This is a genomic window from Lactococcus taiwanensis (assembly GCF_014905395.1).
GTDB lineage: Bacteria > Bacillota > Bacilli > Lactobacillales > Streptococcaceae > Lactococcus > Lactococcus taiwanensis.
On the sequence record NZ_BNDT01000004.1, the window covers coordinates 19,032 to 37,187 of the forward strand.

The 18,156-nt window shown below is 39.4% G+C and carries 14 protein-coding genes; 3 read left to right on the forward strand and 11 right to left on the reverse strand.

Annotated elements, in window-relative coordinates:
- Positions 1 to 70 precede the first annotated feature (70 nt).
- The 8 genes from JKP71_RS05740 to JKP71_RS05775 all read right to left on the reverse strand — a co-directional run bounded on the left by JKP71_RS05740 (position 71) and on the right by JKP71_RS05775 (position 11,416).
- A complete protein-coding gene (locus tag JKP71_RS05740) occupies positions 71 to 1,432 on the reverse strand; it encodes a sensor histidine kinase (RefSeq protein ID WP_200407357.1) in 1,362 nt (453 codons plus the stop codon).
- An 83-nt stretch (positions 1,433 to 1,515) separates the two neighbouring features.
- A complete protein-coding gene (locus tag JKP71_RS05745) occupies positions 1,516 to 2,184 on the reverse strand; it encodes a response regulator transcription factor (protein ID WP_231097899.1) in 669 nt (222 codons plus the stop codon).
- Between the two features lie 177 nt (positions 2,185 to 2,361).
- Positions 2,362 to 3,336 carry a LacI family DNA-binding transcriptional regulator gene (locus JKP71_RS05750; RefSeq protein ID WP_075526167.1) on the reverse strand — a complete coding sequence of 325 codons (975 nt, stop codon included), beginning with the start codon at positions 3,334 to 3,336 and terminating at the stop codon, positions 2,362 to 2,364.
- Positions 3,337 to 3,481: 145 nt separating this feature from the next.
- Positions 3,482 to 5,743, reverse strand: coding sequence for a glycoside hydrolase family 65 protein (locus JKP71_RS05755; RefSeq protein ID WP_200407358.1), 2,262 nt, complete (start codon positions 5,741 to 5,743; stop codon positions 3,482 to 3,484).
- Between the two features lie 15 nt (positions 5,744 to 5,758).
- Positions 5,759 to 7,366 carry an alpha-glucosidase gene (locus JKP71_RS05760; RefSeq protein WP_373298626.1) on the reverse strand — a complete coding sequence of 536 codons (1,608 nt, stop codon included), beginning with the start codon at positions 7,364 to 7,366 and terminating at the stop codon, positions 5,759 to 5,761.
- Complete coding sequence (locus JKP71_RS05765) at positions 7,356 to 7,961, reverse strand: sugar O-acetyltransferase (protein ID WP_200407359.1); 606 nt, start codon at positions 7,959 to 7,961, stop codon at positions 7,356 to 7,358. Before JKP71_RS05765 ends, JKP71_RS05760 begins: the two co-directional genes overlap by 11 nt.
- Before the next feature lie 20 nt (positions 7,962 to 7,981).
- Positions 7,982 to 9,577 carry a glycoside hydrolase family 13 protein gene (locus JKP71_RS05770; protein WP_200407360.1) on the reverse strand — a complete coding sequence of 532 codons (1,596 nt, stop codon included), beginning with the start codon at positions 9,575 to 9,577 and terminating at the stop codon, positions 7,982 to 7,984.
- A gap of 84 nt (positions 9,578 to 9,661) precedes the next feature.
- Positions 9,662 to 11,416, reverse strand: a complete 1,755-nt coding sequence (locus tag JKP71_RS05775; protein ID WP_200407361.1) for a glycoside hydrolase family 13 protein — start codon at positions 11,414 to 11,416, stop codon at positions 9,662 to 9,664.
- Positions 11,417 to 11,723: 307 nt separating this feature from the next.
- Here JKP71_RS05775 and JKP71_RS05780 point away from each other — a divergent pair, with 307 nt between their 5' ends.
- From JKP71_RS05780 to JKP71_RS05790, 3 genes are all read left to right on the forward strand, one after another.
- The gene (locus JKP71_RS05780; RefSeq protein WP_075526172.1) at positions 11,724 to 12,947 is read left to right on the forward strand and encodes an extracellular solute-binding protein; all 1,224 of its coding nucleotides are present in this window, start codon (positions 11,724 to 11,726) and stop codon (positions 12,945 to 12,947) included.
- Positions 12,948 to 13,025: 78 nt separating this feature from the next.
- Positions 13,026 to 14,408: a carbohydrate ABC transporter permease gene (locus JKP71_RS05785; RefSeq protein ID WP_075526173.1), complete on the forward strand. Its 1,383-nt coding sequence runs from the start codon at positions 13,026 to 13,028 to the stop codon at positions 14,406 to 14,408.
- Between the two features lie 6 nt (positions 14,409 to 14,414).
- Positions 14,415 to 15,281, forward strand: coding sequence for a sugar ABC transporter permease (locus JKP71_RS05790; RefSeq protein ID WP_075526243.1), 867 nt, complete (start codon positions 14,415 to 14,417; stop codon positions 15,279 to 15,281).
- A gap of 84 nt (positions 15,282 to 15,365) precedes the next feature.
- Here JKP71_RS05790 and JKP71_RS05795 read toward each other — a convergent pair whose 3' ends face one another.
- From JKP71_RS05795 to JKP71_RS05805, 3 genes are all read right to left on the reverse strand, one after another.
- Complete coding sequence (locus JKP71_RS05795; protein ID WP_200407362.1) at positions 15,366 to 16,754, reverse strand: LCP family protein; 1,389 nt, start codon at positions 16,752 to 16,754, stop codon at positions 15,366 to 15,368.
- Positions 16,755 to 16,842: 88 nt separating this feature from the next.
- The gene (gene cmk / locus JKP71_RS05800; RefSeq protein WP_075526245.1) at positions 16,843 to 17,505 is read right to left on the reverse strand and encodes a (d)CMP kinase; all 663 of its coding nucleotides are present in this window, start codon (positions 17,503 to 17,505) and stop codon (positions 16,843 to 16,845) included.
- Positions 17,506 to 17,588: 83 nt separating this feature from the next.
- Complete coding sequence (locus JKP71_RS05805; RefSeq protein ID WP_075526174.1) at positions 17,589 to 18,119, reverse strand: SAG1386/EF1546 family surface-associated protein; 531 nt, start codon at positions 18,117 to 18,119, stop codon at positions 17,589 to 17,591.
- Positions 18,120 to 18,156 lie beyond the last annotated feature (37 nt).

Below are 18,156 nucleotides of genomic sequence, written 5' to 3' on the forward strand. Positions count from 1 at the left end.
ATGAAAATTAGCGTTACTGACAGGGCTGTCAGTAACAAACATCTCATTGTTTACATTTTCGTTTATTATTTTACAACTTTTGAAAGATTTTTGCAGGATTTGTAATCGGGTTATCCAGACGAAGTCGAATGACGAATTTCGTACCTTGCGGCTTATTATCTTCCACTGTGATTTTACCATTATAGGCGTCCACGATCTGTTTTGCAAGTGACAATCCTAAACCAAGTCCACCTTTTTGACGCGTACGTGCTTTATCTACGCGGAAGAAACGGTCGAATATTTTCTTTTTATCCTCATCCGAGATGCCTTCTCCATTATCCGCTACCGTGAAAATTAAAATTCCGCCAGCCTTCTGGACATCTAGAGAGATTTCGCCGTTATCATGGGTATACTTCAAGGCATTATCAAACAAAATGGTTAAGAGCTGTTTAATCAGAGCTTGATCAAGATTAATTGTTCCATCTAACTTCAAATTACCCGTGAATGATTTGCCTGCATTTTCAGCAAGCATCTCATAACTACTAAAAATATTTTCAAAGTAACTTGCCGTGGTGGGCTCTGGACTAATCTTAATTCCCGATTCACGACGTGCTAAATTTAAAAGATTAGTGGTTAGTAAGCGCATGTTGCGTACTTCTGACAAACTTTCCGAGATGTTCTCTGACTCATCGATAATTGTTGAGGTCGGATTTTGAAAAAGCAACTCTAACCGATTTTGCAAAATTGCTAGAGGGGTCCGCAATTCGTGAGAAGCATTTTCCACAAATTCTTTTTGCTTTTCATAAGCTGAAAGGATAGGTTTTAAGGTCCAATTAGCCAGATACAAACTAATTACTACGGACAAGAGCCAAAAAGCAATCATCGTCGTGATAATGACAAACATCGCCCGACTCATTGCATCCTGAATCTGGTCAACATTTGAAAAGATTTGCACATACACGGGTGTGATACTTCCGTCAACATTGTTGATAATAAAGCGGGAAGTTAAATAACGATAGTGCCAATCATCCCCATAGGGATTATTCACCGATACCGATGAAATCGAATTAAGTTGGCTCTCTTTGAACTTCATTGACTTTTGTAAATGGGTCAAGACGAAATCTGAGCTCTGAGCCGTGCTACTTGACGGCATGAAGCTCTCACCATCCGAATTATAAAAGATAACACTGTTATTTGGCCCATAATCTCCTCTACTTTGAGGACTATTGGTACCTAACTGATTATTTGCGGCATCTTGTAAGAAAGCTTGATTCTGGGACAGGTCTCGTAAATTTTGGTCAGTCGCACGATACATTCCCAACTGCATAACTTGTATAATAATCACTGCTAAAGCGACAAAAATTACTGTAAAAGCTAGAAAAAAATGAAGGAAATTCTTCCCATCATTCTTTACAATTGCCGAAGATTTTATTTTTTTAATTACTTTCTTCAAATTTTCTCGTTTCTAGATTCACTCCTTACTGACAGCTCGGTAAGTGCCCTTTCTATCAGTAAAAGCAAATCTTTGCTAAATCATTATCTCAAAATATAGCCTACATTTCGCAGGGTGGAGAGATTGTTTACAAACTCTGTATCTTTCAATTTTTTTCGAATTTTACTCATATAAACTTCAACAACCGTTACCGTTGTATCACTATCATAGCCCCAAATCCGGTCAAAAATTTGTTCTTTTGGGAGAATAACATTTTGATTTTGCATCAAGTAAACGACCAAATCAAATTCTTTCCCAATCAAATCTACTGCTTTATCCCCCACCATGGTGGACTTATTAGAGAGATTCAAACGCACTTCACCGTAGCTTAAACCATGTGAATCTTCCAACTTACCGGTCCGTTTCAAAAGTGCTTGAATGCGCGCTTTTAATTCATCCAGATAAAAAGGCTTCGTGAGGTAATCATCAGCACCAATATCAAATCCATGCATTTTATCATCCAAAGATTCCTTTGCTGTCATAATTAACACCGGAGTTTCTACATTTTGCTCGCGCAACTCTTTGAGTACTTCAAAACCATTTTTTTCTGGGAGCATCAAATCAAGCAAAATCAAATCATAAATCCCTAATTCTGCTTCGTAGAGGCCTTCTACCCCATCATAAACCTGTTTGACCTCCGCAAAAGATTTTAAAAAGTCATATACCGACTTTGAAAGTGACAAATCATCCTCTACCAATAATATTTTAATCATCGAATCCATTCCTCTTCACATTTCCGAGCTCGAAAAAATTTTCTCTCATCTGTCCCTTTAGGCTCAATAAAGTCGACTAGAATGCGCTCTTCCCTTTCTTTTTATTTTACACTATTATGTTATTTTTGTCTTGTATTGGACTTAAACTTGACTTAAATGAAACTAAAAAGCTAGACCTCAGATTCTAGCTTTAGTTGTTTCTCGCTCGATAAGTTGAAAGGGAATAATTGTTTTTTCAGGTAATTTTTCCTCTTCATCTCGTAAATCAAGAAATTTTTTTACTGCTGTTGCTCCCAATTGTTCAATATTGATATCAAAAGTAGTCAAATAAGGATGAATAATCGTTGTAAAAATAGAATTATTATAAGTGATGATACTGATGTCCTCTGGGACACGGAGACCTTGGCTGGTTAACTGCTTTACTACTTTCAAGGCCAGCACGTCATCAATCACAACCAGAGCCGTTTCATTAGTAACAGAAAAATCACGATCCATCACTAACAACTTCTCGTTTATTCCGTAACGTTGGGCCTCATCTTTAAAGCCATGATAACGTTCTTCAAAAACCTCCCCTTGCGTGGTATCAGTGACAAAGGAAATATTTTCATGATGCAAGTCTACTAAGTGATGGACTGCCTCTCTTCCTAGGAGCATGTTATCATTATCCACATGCGTAATTTCGTTTTTATGGTCTGAAGGTGTCCCCACAAGGACGAACGGGATTTTATTATTTAGTAAATATTCCCTAATCGGATCACTTTTTCCGGCATAAAGCACAATAAAGCCATCCACTCTTTTTTCGGAGTACTGCAATTCGACCTGTTTTTTGAGTTGGGCCACAGTATGACCTGTCGCAATCGCAACTGAAATATCATAATCACGTGCTGTTTCATTGATAGAAGATAGAATCTTCATATAAAAAGGTTGACTTTCCTTATCATTCACTGCAGGGAAAACAACACCAATCGTATTGGTTTTTCCAGAAGCCAGTACCTGAGCAGCGGCGTTACGCCGATAGCCTAACTCATGCATGGCTTTGCGCACCTTAGCTTTGGTTTTATCACTAATTTCAGAGCTATCTTTAATCGCACGGCTGACTGTTGAAGCGTTAACTCCAGCCTTCTTAGCGACATCTTTTATAGTAACTGCCATTTTTTCTTCCTGAGATTCGCTCAGACTGGAAATTTCCAGCACTCCTTTCTTACAGTGTTCTCGGATTATTATTTTCCCAAATTTTTACTTATTTTTCAATAGTTTTCAGGAGTTGACAAGAAAATGTCTTTTTTTCGACACCTTTTTATTTCGTTTCTGTCACATAATTTGTAATTAACTCAATAGTTTTCCCATACACGTCTAATTTCAGGGCTTTCCCCTTAAGCAATTCAAGCTCCACTTTTTCCCCGACTGAAATTTTAAGAAGACGTCCTCGGTAGTTAATGTGAAAAGCGTAGCCAGTCCAAACTTCCGGCAAGAAGGGCGCAAAACTCAATTTACCGTTCCAAGTTTTCATTTGAGCAAAGCCATGCACAATCGCTAACCATGAACCCGTCATCGAAGTGATATGTAAGCCATCTTCTGTATCATTATTATAGTCATCCAGATCCAATCGGGCCGTGCGTTCATACATTTCAACTGCTTTATCAGCAAACCCTAGCTCTGCTGCTAAAATGGCATGAATGGATGGTGAGAGCGAACTCTCATGCACTGTCAAAGGTTCATAAAACTCAAAGTTTTTTCTCTTTTGTTCCATCGTATAATGGTCACCAAACAAGTAAATTCCTTGCAAAACATCTGCCTGCTTGATATAAGGGCTACGTAAAACGCGATCCCAAGACCAATTTTGGTTGAGCGGAAGATTTTTAGGGTCTAAGTCAGCCACCGGTGTTAAATCTTTATCAAGATATCCATCATGTTGAACAAATATACCAAGCGTCTCATCCTCCGGAAGATACATCTTTTGAATAATCTCTTCCCATTTTTGCTTTTCTTTTTGACTCACCTTCAAATCTTCTCGCGGATACTTTTGAAGACTTTCAAGGGTATATTTTAAAACCCAAGTCGCTAACGTATTAGTGTACCAGTTATTATTGATATTATTTTCATATTCGTTTGGTCCTGTCACACCGTGAATCATATACTTGTCATTTCGTTTACTATAGTGGACACGATCAGCCCAGAAACGGGCGATTTCGACCAATACTTCCAAACCTTCATTTGCCAGATAGGTTTCATCCCCAGTATAATTGGTATAGTTGTAAATGGCATAGGCCATTGCGCCATTTCTGTGAATTTCTTCAAAGGTAATTTCCCACTCGTTGTGGCATTCGATACCGGTAAAAGTAACCATTGGATAAAGAGCTCCTGCCAAACCTTGTTGTCTTGCGTTATGTTGTGCTTGAGGCAACTGTTGATGACGATATTTGAGGAGATTTTTGGTGACAGCTGTATCAGCTAGTGCTAAATAAAGTGGGACAGCATAGGCTTCTGTATCCCAGTACGTAGCCCCACCATATTTTTCACCAGTAAAACCTTTAGGGCCAATATTGAGTCGCTCATCTTCGCCATAGTAAGTGCTAAAAAGTTGGAAAAGATTAAAGCGAATCCCTTGTTGCGCTTCATCCGATCCATCAATTTGTACATCCGCAAGTTCCCAACGCTTTGCCCAAGCTTGCGCCTGTGCTGTAAAAAGTTGTTCATAAGTTTGAGCATTAACTTCTTGGCTTAATTCCTCTGACACTTTGGTCAGCTCAGGAAGCGTTTGGTAATCTCGGCTGGTCAGAACAAGGACGCGTTTTTCAAAGCTGAGAGGTCTTGCTGGTTTCAATTCCCCTTCAAAGTAGTCTATTACCTGATCTTCCAAGCTTTCTTGATTTGTACGATGGAAATCTCCTTTGAAAGTTTGCTTTGTTAAAACTGTAAATTGCTCCACTCCAAAAAGATTAGGAACGGTTTCGCTGATTAAGAACGATCCATCGCTTGTATTTTCAGTTTTTAAGGTTTTCCAAAATTTTTCATCATAATTTGCATCTTCATTGTGTACATCGGCATCAATAACTGATTCCAGGCGAATATCATGACTTTTCCCGTCTGTTGCTTCAAATGAAAACCTGAAAACTGCAAGTTCTGGTGTGGCGATTGAAAAGAAGCGCTCTACGACTACCTGAACTCCGCCTACCACATAACGATAGGTTAGAACCCCCTGTTTCATATCTAGAGCCATCTCAAAATCTGCTAGATCAGCAATCGCCAAGTCAATCTCACTCTGATCAATCAACAAGCTGACCTTTGCAAAATTCACTGCATTGATGGCTTTACCAAAGTATTCGGGGTAGCCATTTTTCCACCAACCAACGCGGGTTTTATCGGGGAACCACACCCCTGCAATATAAGTTCCTTGGTGATGATCAGCACTAAACGTTTCACTAAAATTACCGCGCATCCCCATATAACCATTTCCAATAGAGGTAAGCGATTCTTGGAGACGCCGATTTTCTACTTCTACCTTATTTGCAGTGATTTTCCAGGGATCAATGCCCATGATTCGTTTAATTTGTTTCATTTTTTATTTCTTCCTTTACTTCTTATAAACCTGATATTCAAAAGGGGCTAAGGACATGCTTCGTTCAAAAGGACGTGGCTGACTGCTTAAGATGCTTTGGTAATTACTGACAGATCCGTCAGTAAACGCTTCTACTTTTGAAAAATCTAAATGCGCTTTTTTCGTCCCTAGATTAACGATGACTAAAAATTCATCACGCGTATAAACTAACACCTGCGGATGTCGCTCAAAGTAAAAATAGATTGAGCCACTAGCAATGGCTTGATTATCGTGGCGCAATTGAATTAGTTTTTGATAGAGTTCAAAAAGTTCCGTTTGTTTTTCAGCATTAACTTGAGGGTAATTAGGATGAATGTCCATCCAGGGACGGCCTGTCGTAAAACCTGCATTCGCCTTGTCAGACCATTGCATTGGGGTTCTGGCATGCTCCCGGCTATCTTGTGTCACTTTTTGCAAAGCCTCTTGAGCTGACAAGTCCGTCAGTAAATTCTCGTATTGCGCAATGACTTCTTCTGAGCGCAACTGATCAGAGGAAGTAAACGGGAAGTTACGCATTCCTAGCTCTTGCCCTTGATAGATAAAGGGCGTGCCCCGTAAAAGCATATAACTCACCGCAAGGGCTTTAGCGGAGGCTAATGATCCGTCTCCAAAGACATCAATGCTACGCGGTTGATCGTGATTCTCTAGATAAAGGGCGTTCCAGCCCCGGGCTAGTAAATCATTTTGCCAACGCATGATCACTTTTTTGTAACCATAAATCGATCCTCGACCATTTGCTTTTCTCACATTGTGTTCCAGCTCAAAAATCATATTGACATAGCCCTTTTCGTCAGTCCAATCAGGCGCTTGCATTGATCGTACACCAGAGGCTTCGCCAACTGTTAATGCGCCATATGAATCAAAAATTGCTTTTAGTTCCGTCATATAGTCTTCAATACCTGAGACATTCATAAAAGGAACCCATGGCCCATCACCTCGCCAAGACTTAATCTTGTATGACCAGGGCATTTTTTGAAGGTGAGAAATAGCATCCAGACGAAAGCCATCCACACCTAATTCCAGCCACCAGCGAACCATTTTATAAATCTCTTGTCGTACTTTGGGATTTTTCCAGTTTAAATCAGGCTGCTCTTTTGCAAAAGCATGAAAATACGCTTGTTCTGTTTTCTTATCATAAGTCCAAGCTGATCCTCCAAAAAAGGATCGCCATTCGTTAGGAAGTTGCTGAGCTGTAGCATCTTCCCATAAGTAAAAATCTCGATAGGGGTTATCTTTAGACTTTTTACTTTCTAAAAACCAAGGATGTTGATCCGAAGTATGATTAACTACCAAATCCATGATAACCTTCAGTCCATATTCGTGGGATTTATGAAGTAAAGTCTTAAAATCCTCTAAACTTCCAAAACGCTCATCAATCGCATAATAATCTGAAATATCATAGCCACCATCTACCTGTGGACTTTTATAAATTGGATTAATCCATATAAAATCAACACCTAACTGCTGGATATAAGGCAGCTTTTCAATAATGCCTTGAAGGTCACCAATGCCATCTCCATTCGTATCTTTAAAAGACTTAGGATAAATTTGATAGCCTACCATTTTACGAAAATCATTTTCCATAATATTTTTCTTCTTTTTCTTCCCAAAAAACTCGATCTTCATCATCTATCTTGCGCAAGATCCGCGCAGGGTTACCCACTGCAATGACATTTGGCGGTAAGCTTTTAGTCACAACACTTCCTGAACCTACAATGGTGTTCTCTCCAATTTCAACACCAGGATTGACAATAACGCCAGCACCTAACCACACCCGGTCGCCAATCTTAATCGCCTGTGCATATTCCAGACCTCGCCCTCGCACCGCCGCATCAATCGGATGGGTCGCTGTAATCAAGCTTACACGTGGACCAAACATAACATCATCTCCAATGGATATCGGAGCAACATCCAAAAAGATACAATCTAAATTGGCATAAAAATTTTCACCAATCTTTGTATTAAAACCATAATCAACATAAAGCGGGGGATTGACATAAATCTGCTCACCAGTCTTGCCAAATAATTTCTTTTCTAATTGAACGATCTTTTCTTTTTCAAGACTATGGAGTTGGTTAATTTCTTGTACTAGAGCTCTTGATTTATCCGGACGATAAGCTGCTTCAATTTTTTCAGCACTATAGAGTTGCCCCGATATCATTTTGTGGTATTCACTCATCTTGTTGACCTCCCAAATTTCTATTCCACTTCATAAGCAAAAGCTTCCCAAGGTTTGAGTTCAATTTGTGAAATTTCTTGCCGTACTTTGTCATTTGTGATTACTGATTTGTAGGGGACAAAACCGGTGGTGAAGGGATTGACCTGATCTGATAAATTGACCACAACCAAGTATTTCTTGCCTTGATACTTACGTAAGTAAGCAAAAACTTCATCAGCAGAGTTCAATAACTCAAAGTCACCATAAATAATCCAGTCATTATGCTTACGTAAGTTAATTAGCGCCTTGTAAGTATTGAATACCGAGTCAGGGTTATTGATGGCATCTTCAGCATTAATATTCTGATAATTAGGATTGACTGCAAGCCAAGGCTTTCCTGTTGTGAAGCCCGCATGAGGCTGTACATTCCATTGCATGGGGGTTCTCGCATTATCACGACCAACACGACGGATAGCATCTAAAATTTCCGTCTCACTGTAGCCTTGCTCAAGACGCTCCACACGCATATTTCGGGATTCTACATCGTTCACTTCTTCAATTGTCTGAAAAGGGTAGTTCGTCATCCCCAATTCTTCTCCTTGATAAATATAAGGTGTCCCTTTCATCAAATGAAGTAAAATAGCAAAGGCCTTAGCAGAATGTACTCGGTATGTCTTATCATTTCCCCAAATAGATACAATTCGGGGCAAATCATGATTATTCCAAAACAGTGAATTCCAGCCTTTTTCAAGTCCTTGCCACTTTGCAAAAATTTCCTTTAGTAAGGGCACCGAAAAATTCTTTTTATCCCATTTTTCCCCTTCATCCAGATAAGTGTTTGTCACATGCTCAAATTGGAAAACCATCGAGAGCTCTTCGCGCTCGGGTGCCGAATAAAGCTCTGCTATCTCAGGCGTAGCTCCCCACGTTTCACCAACGGTCAGTAAATCTTTGCCACCAAAGGTTGCGCGATTCATCTCATGGAGGTACTCATGAAGTCTGGAGCCATTACCTGTTAACTCTTGGTCAATATCCTTTCCTATCAAATCAATGACATCCATACGAAAGCCGCCAATCCCCTTATCAATCCAAAAATTCATCATGTCATACACTTCTTGATGGACTTTGGGATTTTCCCAATTAAGATCGGGTTGCCGTTTACTAAACAAATGCAAGTAATATTGCCCCGTTTCTTCATCAAGTTGCCATGCTGACCCAGAAAAGATTGATTTTAAGCCATTTGGTTTATCCCGCCATATATAATAATCACGATAAGGATTATCTTTTGATTGTCTTGCTTCAACAAACCAAGCGTGCTCATCAGAAGTATGGTTAACCACTAAATCCATAACAATTTCAATATCTCGTCGATGTGCCTCAGCTAATAGCTCATCCATATCAGCCATTGTGCCAAATTCTTCAGAAATTGCTTGATAATCAGAAATATCATAACCATTATCATCCATAGGTGATTGATAAACCGGACTCAGCCAAATCGCACCAATGCCCAGTTCTTGTAAATAGTCTAACTTAGAAATAATTCCTTGCAAATCTCCAATACCATCGCCATTAGCATCCATAAAAGAGCGTGGATAGATTTGGTAAACCACCGTTTTTTGCCACCATTTTTTATTCATCACTTTACTCCAATACTTGACTGACCAAACGGTCAGTTTCAAAAATACAGGCTGTCAGTAAAAATTTTACTGACAGCATCCTATTTATTTATAAACTACAAATCCAAAAGGCAAAATCGTTTCATCTTCCACTAAATTTGAGAAAATAATCTCATCCGCCTCAAACTTGACTGCATTTTCTCCAATATTAAAGCATCCTTTTAGTTCACCACGCTGGATTTCCACGACACCTTTTTTACCATCCACTTCTTGCCAAACTACGGCTGCATCGCTCAAAACTTCTTGATAAGCATGGCGTAGCGCGATGAGTTCTTTAAAGAACTCAAACATCTCCACATCTTGTTCTTCTTTTATCCAAGGCATACACTTCCGACATTCAGGATCCATTCCGCCTGTTAAAGCATACTCATCACCATAATAGATACAGGGTACTCCGGGCTGTAAGAAGGTGAACGTCTCTACCAATTTCATCAACGCTTTATTTTCATTAGCAACAGTTAAAATGCGCGGCGTATCATGTGAATCTAAAACATTGAACATCACTTGATTGACTTGTTTTCTATAAAGTGTCAATTGAGTGTTAATATTCGATACCATCTGAGGTAAAGAAATTTTCTTGGTAATCAATCCATCTTTGATGGCATCCGTATAAGCATAGTTCATCACAGCAGTAAATTCATCACCAACCAGCCAAGGCTGTGCAGAATGCCAAACCTCTCCTAAAATGTAAAAATCTTTTTTAGCCGCATCACACGTTGCACGGAATTTTTTCCAAAAAGTATGGTCCACTTCATCTGCAACATCCAAACGCCAAGCATCAATGTCAAATTCACGTATCCAATAATCCGCAATTTCCAAGAGATAAGCTTCCACCTCAGGATTTGCTGTGTTTAATTTGGGCATGTGTGGCGTAAAAGCAAATGTATCATAAGTCGCATTTTCAGCGTTCTCAAAATCATCAGTTGGTGTATAAGTTGCAGGCCAACTATTCACATGGAACCAATCCGCATATTTGGACTTTTCTTGATGCTTTAGAACATCTTGCCATTGTGGTGAAGTATCACCGATATGATTAAAGACCGCGTCAAGCATCACTTTGATGCCACGCGCGTGAGCTTCTTCGACCAAATGCTTGAATAACGCTTTATCACCAAAGTTTTTATCTATAGCTAAATAGTCTTCTGTGTCATATTTATGATTGGAGTAGGCTTGAAAAATAGGAGTAAAATATATCCCGTTTACACCAAGTTCCGTCAAATGGTCCAAATGGTCAAGCACCCCTTGCAAATCCCCACCGTAAAAATCTTGCCGATCTGGTACATCTAATGCATTCCAAGCTTTTGTACCCTCAGGATCATTTTGAGTGTCGCCATTAGCAAACCGCTCAGGAAAAATCTGATACCAAACTGTTTCTTTAACCCACCCAGGTGTTTTAAAACGATCCGTCTCATGAAAATACGGCAAACGAAATGCTCCATATTTTTTGGTAATCAGCGTTTCATCATAATCTAACAATCCTTGATCAGTATAAACCACCTTCTCACCATCTAACCCAGTCACTACGAAAAGATAATCGACACGTTTTGTTGCTACCGTGATTTCTGCTTCGAAAAAATCACTTCTATTAGTAGAAAGAACTTTTTTCATCTCTACTTGAGCACTTTTCCAAGTTTGGTGCTCTGGGTCTTCAACTCCCTCCCAAAGATAAGGATCGCCATAGAAAAGCTCGACTTTTTCAATATCATCTTTTTGAGCTTGAAGTCGGACCTGCATCGTATCACGCGTATAGAGATATGCAAATTCTGATTCGGGACGATGGTAAAGAGCTGCTTTGTTCATAAAATAGAACCTCCAAATTTTTTTGATGGCTGTACTAGTGTCATTTCCACCACATCTGGAGAACATAAATCTCACATTGGTATCATTTTATCATAACGCTTTCAAAAGCGCAATCGTTTGCATATTTTGTTGCGTTTTCTATTTTTTTACAAGTCTATTTCTTAATTTATTAGGAGAAAATAAGCTAGTTTATAAAGCAATATACTCCGTCATCAAAATGTAATATGATTTTTCTTGACAAAAAGCAAACGTTTGCGTAAAATAAGAATCATAGAAAATAAAACCGTTTTCATTAGGAGGAAACAAAATGAAATCTTGGAAAAAAGTAGCCTTGGGCGGAGCTTCTGTTCTCGCAGTCACAACGCTTGCAGCTTGTGGCAATTCTACAAGTGGTAGTAAAACCTCTTCAAGCTCTTCTGACATCAAAGGGACAGTCCGTGTCTATGTAGATACCCAGCAAAAAGCAACTTACGAATCTATCGCTAAAGGAATGTCAGCTAAATACCCTGACCTTACTGTAAAAGTTATCGCCAACGCTTCTGGCTCTGCCAATGCTAAAACAGATATCGCTAAAGATCCTTCTAAATATGCTGATGTCTTCGCTGTACCAAATGACCAATTGGGAGATATGGCTGATAAAGGATTCATCAGCCCAATTCAATCCAAAATGGCAAGTGAAGTCAAATCTGACAGCACCGATACAGCTTACGCGGGAATGTCTTATAAAGATAAACTTTATGCTTTCCCAGGTTCTACTGAAGCCCAAGTCCTTTTCTATAACAAATCTAAATTAACAGCTGATGATGTTAAAACATGGGATACAATGACTTCTAAAGCGGTTTTCGCTACTGATTTCACTAATGCTTATAACTTCTACCCTGTCTTCTTCACAGCTGGAACTACTCTTTTTGGAACTTCTGGTGAGGACGTATCTGGCACAGATGTCGCTTCTGAAAATGGTGTAAAGGCGATGCAATGGTTTGCAGATCAAAAATCCAATAAAAATGTTATGCAAACTTCTAACGCTTTGAACCAACTTCAATCCGGTAAAGCCTCAGCTATCGTTGATGGACCTTGGGACACTGCAAACATTAAGAAGATTTTAGGAGATAACTATGCTGTTGCTCCTTACCCAACTATTACTATTGGTGGTGAACAAAAACAATTACAAGCCTTCCAAGGTGTTAAAGGCTTTGCAATTAATTCTGAAACTAAAAACCAAGCCGCAGCCCAAACAGTTGCTCAATATTTGACAAGCGAAGATGCACAAATCAAACTCTTCAAAGCTTTAGGTAACGTCCCAACAAACAAGGATGCTCAAGAAAATGAAGCAGTGAAAAACGATGATGCAACGAAAGCAGTAATTACCATGTCTCAAAAAGGCTACTCTGTTGTAATGCCTAAGCTTCCACAAATGGCAACATTCTGGAACAACTCTGCTCCTTTGATTAATGGTGCGTACACTGGATCAATCAAACCTGCTGATTTCTCTGCTCAACTGCAAAAATTCCAAGATAGTATCTCTAAATAAGAGATCCACTTATGTCAATACGTGAATAAGAGGTTGGGCTCCTTCAGCCTGACCTTTTAATTTATTAAAGGAAATATTATGACTAAAAGAAAAAAAAGAAGACTCACAGAGAGTTCTATTTCTCCAGAAGAAAAGTCCATAAGTATCCGCGAAGTTTTTTCTAAAGGAGACGCCGTAACAAAGCTAACTTTCTTTGTGATGGGCTTAAATCAAATCAGAAATAAACAGTGGGTAAAGGGATTTACATTTCTAATACTTGAAATTGCATTTATTGGTTGGCTCTTGTTTTCTGGGCTTAGCGCCTTTTCACTCTTGAGTAGTTTAGGTCCCAACAAAACTTTACGCGAAACGACAGATGCTAATGGTTTTCCTGTTATCGTGCAACCTGACCATTCAGTCCTCATTTTATTATGGGGGATTATCGCCTGTTTAATCGTCATTTTGTTCGTTTTGCTTTATTGGTTTAACTATCGCTCGAACAAACACCTTTATTACCTGAAACGTGAAGGAAAAGCTATCCCATCTAATAAAGAAGAACTTGCCTCTTTGCTTGACGAACGTTTATATGCGACGTTGATGGCTATACCATTATTAGGAATTTTAGCATTTACTGTTCTGCCAACTGTCTACATGATTTCAATGGCATTTACTAACTATGATCGTCTACATGCGACTGCCTTTTCTTGGACTGGGTTTCAAGCTTTTGGTAACGTGTTGACAGGCGACTTAGCAGGTACTTTCTTTCCAGTACTAGGTTGGACTTTAGTATGGGCTGTAGTTGCCACCGCAACAACTTTTTTAGGTGGTGTTCTTCTAGCTTTACTGATTGAATCAACTGGAATCAAATTTAAAGGTTTTTGGCGGACAATTTTTGTTATTGTATTTGCTGTTCCACAATTTGTAACTTTGTTGATGATGGCGCAATTTTTAGATCAGCAGGGAGCTTTTAATGGCATATTAATGAATCTTCATCTCATTTCTCACCCTATTAATTTTATTGGTGCAGCGTCAGATCCAATGGTAGCTCGAATCACTGTTATTTTCGTTAATATGTGGATTGGTATACCCGTTTCGATGCTGGTGTCCACAGCCATTATCCAAAACCTTCCGCAAGATCAAATCGAAGCAGCACGTATCGATGGAGCAAATACATTTAACATTTTCCGCTCCATCACTTTTCCTCAAATCCTCTTTGTAATGACACCTGCTCTTATTCAACAGTTCATTGGTAACATTAATAATTTCAATGTGATTTACCTTTTAACTAAGGGCTGGCCAATGAATCCTGATTATCAGGGTGCAGGATCAACTGACTTACTTGTTACTTGGCTTTATAATTTGGTCTTCGGTCAAACACAGCGCTACAATGCGGCAGCCGTACTTGGTATCTTAATATTTATTGTTAATGCCTCTATTTCCCTTGTCGCATATCGCCGTACAAATGCATTTAAGGAGGGATAATTGAAAATGAAATCATATAAAACTCAACGTCGCGTATCACTGACGCTTCGATATATCCTGCTTGGGCTTTTAGCATTAATCTGGATCTTCCCGATTATTTGGATTGTTCTTGCAAGTCTTACTCAAAATAACACTGGATTTGTCTCAACGATTATCCCTAAAAGTTTTACTTTGACTAATTATATCCAGCTTTTTCAAAATAAGAGTGGGAGTTTCCCATTTGTGGCTTGGATTGGTAACACCTTCCTTGTAGCCATCGTTTCAGCGACACTTTCTACTTTTATTACCATCATTATGTCTTATACCCTTTCACGTCTACGCTTTGCATTTCGTAAACCTTTCTTACAAATCGCTCTCGTTTTAGGGATGTTCCCTGGTTTCATGTCAATGATAGCCTTGTATTATATCTTGAAAGCCATTAATATGCTGAATATTGGTGGGCTGGTCTTAGTATATGTCGGTGGTGCTGGACTAGGATTTTATATTGCTAAGGGATTCTTCGATACTATTCCACATTCTATTGACGAGGCAGCAACGATTGATGGTGCAAACAAATGGCAAATCTTCACACACATCACTCTTCCGCTCTCTCGTCCCATCATTGTTTATACAGCTTTGATGGCCTTCATTGCACCCTGGACCGACTTCATCTTCTCAGGGATTATCTTAGGAAATAACCAAGCACATCCTGAAACGTTCACCATCGCCTACGGGCTTTATTCAATGGTCAACAGTCAAAAAGGGGCTGCTACTGCATTCTTCACACAATTTATCGCTGGTTGTGTCATCATTGCAATTCCAATTACAATCCTCTTTGTCATCATGCAAAAATTTTATGTCAATGGGATCACTGCTGGTGCAGACAAAGGCTAATAACCTAGTAATACATCATTACTTTTTCATTTGAGGGTGTACTAAAAATAAAAAAACTTACTGACCAGCTGGTCAGTAAGTTTTTTATTGTCCAAGAAGACTTTGTGCTTTGGTTCTGTATTTTGACATATCAATCAATAAACCTAGACCGCCATATTTATCATAAGCATTTGTCCAGTCATTGTCAGCCGGGATAGTCGTGGAATCAAGTCCACCTGCACTACTAAACAGAGTTCTTACGCCCGTTGTCAAAAAGAAGCTGTTGGGGATGTTTGTCATCGTTACAGCACGCGCCGTCCCTAAAGCGCTCGCACCAGTAAATAACATCAAAGGATTTTTAAGTTGCGACATTACCGTGGACATTACTTGTTGCTGGCGAGCTACCCGGCCTGCGTCTCCTTGATCATCGTGACGAAAGCGCGCGTAATTGAGCAACGTCCGTCCGTCCATCTTTTGTTTGCCTTGTTTAATCATCATGAAGGTACCGCCTCCGTCAGGGTAGCCTAACTCAGCAGCTTGCTCAGCGGTCAACACCTTGTCAGAACTTGCCATCCCCTGCGTCTCTGACAAATCATCAGGCACGGGTACTTCATCCATTGTTTGGCCATTAATTGTAGAGAATTTTGCATCTATCTCCACTCCGTTTGGAAACAGTGAGTCGATAACCGTTGAAAAGCTTGAAAAATCAACGACCGCATAATATTGGATATTTATTCCAAAATTTTTCTTCAATGTATCACTTAATAAATTTATTCCCTGCCCATTATAATTTTCACCAATGGTAAAGGAGGCATTGATTTTGACATTCGGCTCACCAGTATCAGAGGTCACGCCAGGAACCAGAACGAGTGTATCCCGCATGAAACTCACAAGGCGTACTGTTTTTTTATCTTTACTAATGTGCAAAACCATGATCGAATCTGTATGAGCCACATCACTTGACTGGCCTGGGCGCTTATCTGCTCCAAGTACTAAAATGTTAGTAGAGCCATCAGAATTTTTGGTGCCCGTAAAAGATTCATTTTTTATCGTTCCACCTTCTTGTTTCACACCACGGTTGTAACCATATACAAAGAACCCTGCCATGACAATAATAATCAGAATAATAAAAGCAAGTATGCCTCTTAGCCAACGTCTTTTCTTGCGAGGCTTATCCTTTTTAGGCTTTTTAGGAAGCTTTATATTTGTATTTCTGGGTGAAGGTGATGCACTTGCATGATTTCTGGACGCTCTTCGAGAAGAGACGCCCTCACTATTTGAGGCACCACTATAAGCGTAGTCAGGTTCTTGCCAATGTTCTTGTGAATCTTCATAAGCGTCTGCTTCAACTTCCTCTTGCATGTCATCGTCAGAATAACCATCATAACGTTTCAACTCATTGAGAAGCTCATAGTACTCTTGGCGCTCTCGGATACTGAGATAATCAATATTATGTCTCAAATATTCCAAGCGTTTATATTTTTTTTCATTCATTTCTTCACTATTATACCAAAGTTTGTATTTTACTGCAAAGCTGGCTCTCTTATTGATTACTGACAGCTCTGTCAGTAAAAAAAAGACTTTAAATAAGTCTTTTTGCTCGCGTTTCAATGAAGGCGACAACGTCAGCAATTGACTTGCCCGTACTATCTAACAAAACAGCATCCTCAGCTTGTTTCAAGGGAGACACTTTGCGCGTACTATCCTTATGATCTCGAGCAGCAATCTCTGATTTTAAGCGCTCCAAGTCTGTTGGAATACCTTTAGATCGATTTTCTTTGTAACGACGTTCTGCACGCTCTTCAACAGAGGCTACCAAGAAAATTTTAAGCTCAGCGTTTGGAAGAACAACTGTACCAATATCACGTCCATCCATAATGATCCCGCCTTCCTTAGCAATCCGCTGTTGCTCAGCTACTAGAAAACTACGAATTTCAGGCATGGCTGAAATTTTTGAAACTGCGTTCGTCACTTCATTAGTTCGAATCACATCCGTCACATTGCGCTCACCTAAGAACACTTCCTGCCCCTTTGGTCCATTCGCAAAAGAAATCGGATTTTCTTCAATAAAATTAATAATAACCTGTGGATCTTGTGTCTGTTCTTGCATGGCCACCAATGTCGCCACACGGTACATAGCGCCCGTATCTAAATAAATTAAATCAAGATCCCGCGCTACAATTTTAGCCACCGTTGATTTCCCACTTGAAGCAGGACCGTCTACAGCAATTTGGATTTTTTTCATCACTTTTAAATTTTCTACCTTATCTTTTAAATCTTTTTCTGACAAACTTTAAAAAATTTACTGACCAAACTGTCAGTAAATTTTTATTTCAATTTGAGGACTTGTCCTGCGTGAATAGCACTACCATCAGCATTATATCCATCGGAAGAGATATTATTCAAGCTAGCAATCTGATCCCATGACAGCCCTGTTTTAGCAGCAATGGTGCTTGGGTAATCGCCCGCCACGATTGTGTAAGTCGTACCAGCTTCTGCGCTGCTTGACGAAGAGGAGGCAGGGGTACTACTTGATGAAGCTTCCGTTTGACTAGTCGCCGTCGATGAAGAGGATGAGGCAGGCGTGCTACTGCTTGACTGTGTTGCAGCCGTTGAAGTGCTTGAAGATTGATGGAAATTTTTGGCGATTGCTTCATTACTTTGATTTTGGCTGTTCCAAAGAATAAACACAATTGCAAAACCAACAATAATAAACATTAATGCAACGAGAAAGGTCAGAAAACGCGTTGTCAAAGGACGTTTATGTTCATCTTTAGTACGGACTTTGCGTTTAAGTTCCGTAGGCTCTTCTTTCATTGCACGATAAATTTCGTTATTCCAGGGTTCTTTTGTTGCCACGACCTTTTCCTTTCATTTTTAGTCTTTTTTTATTATC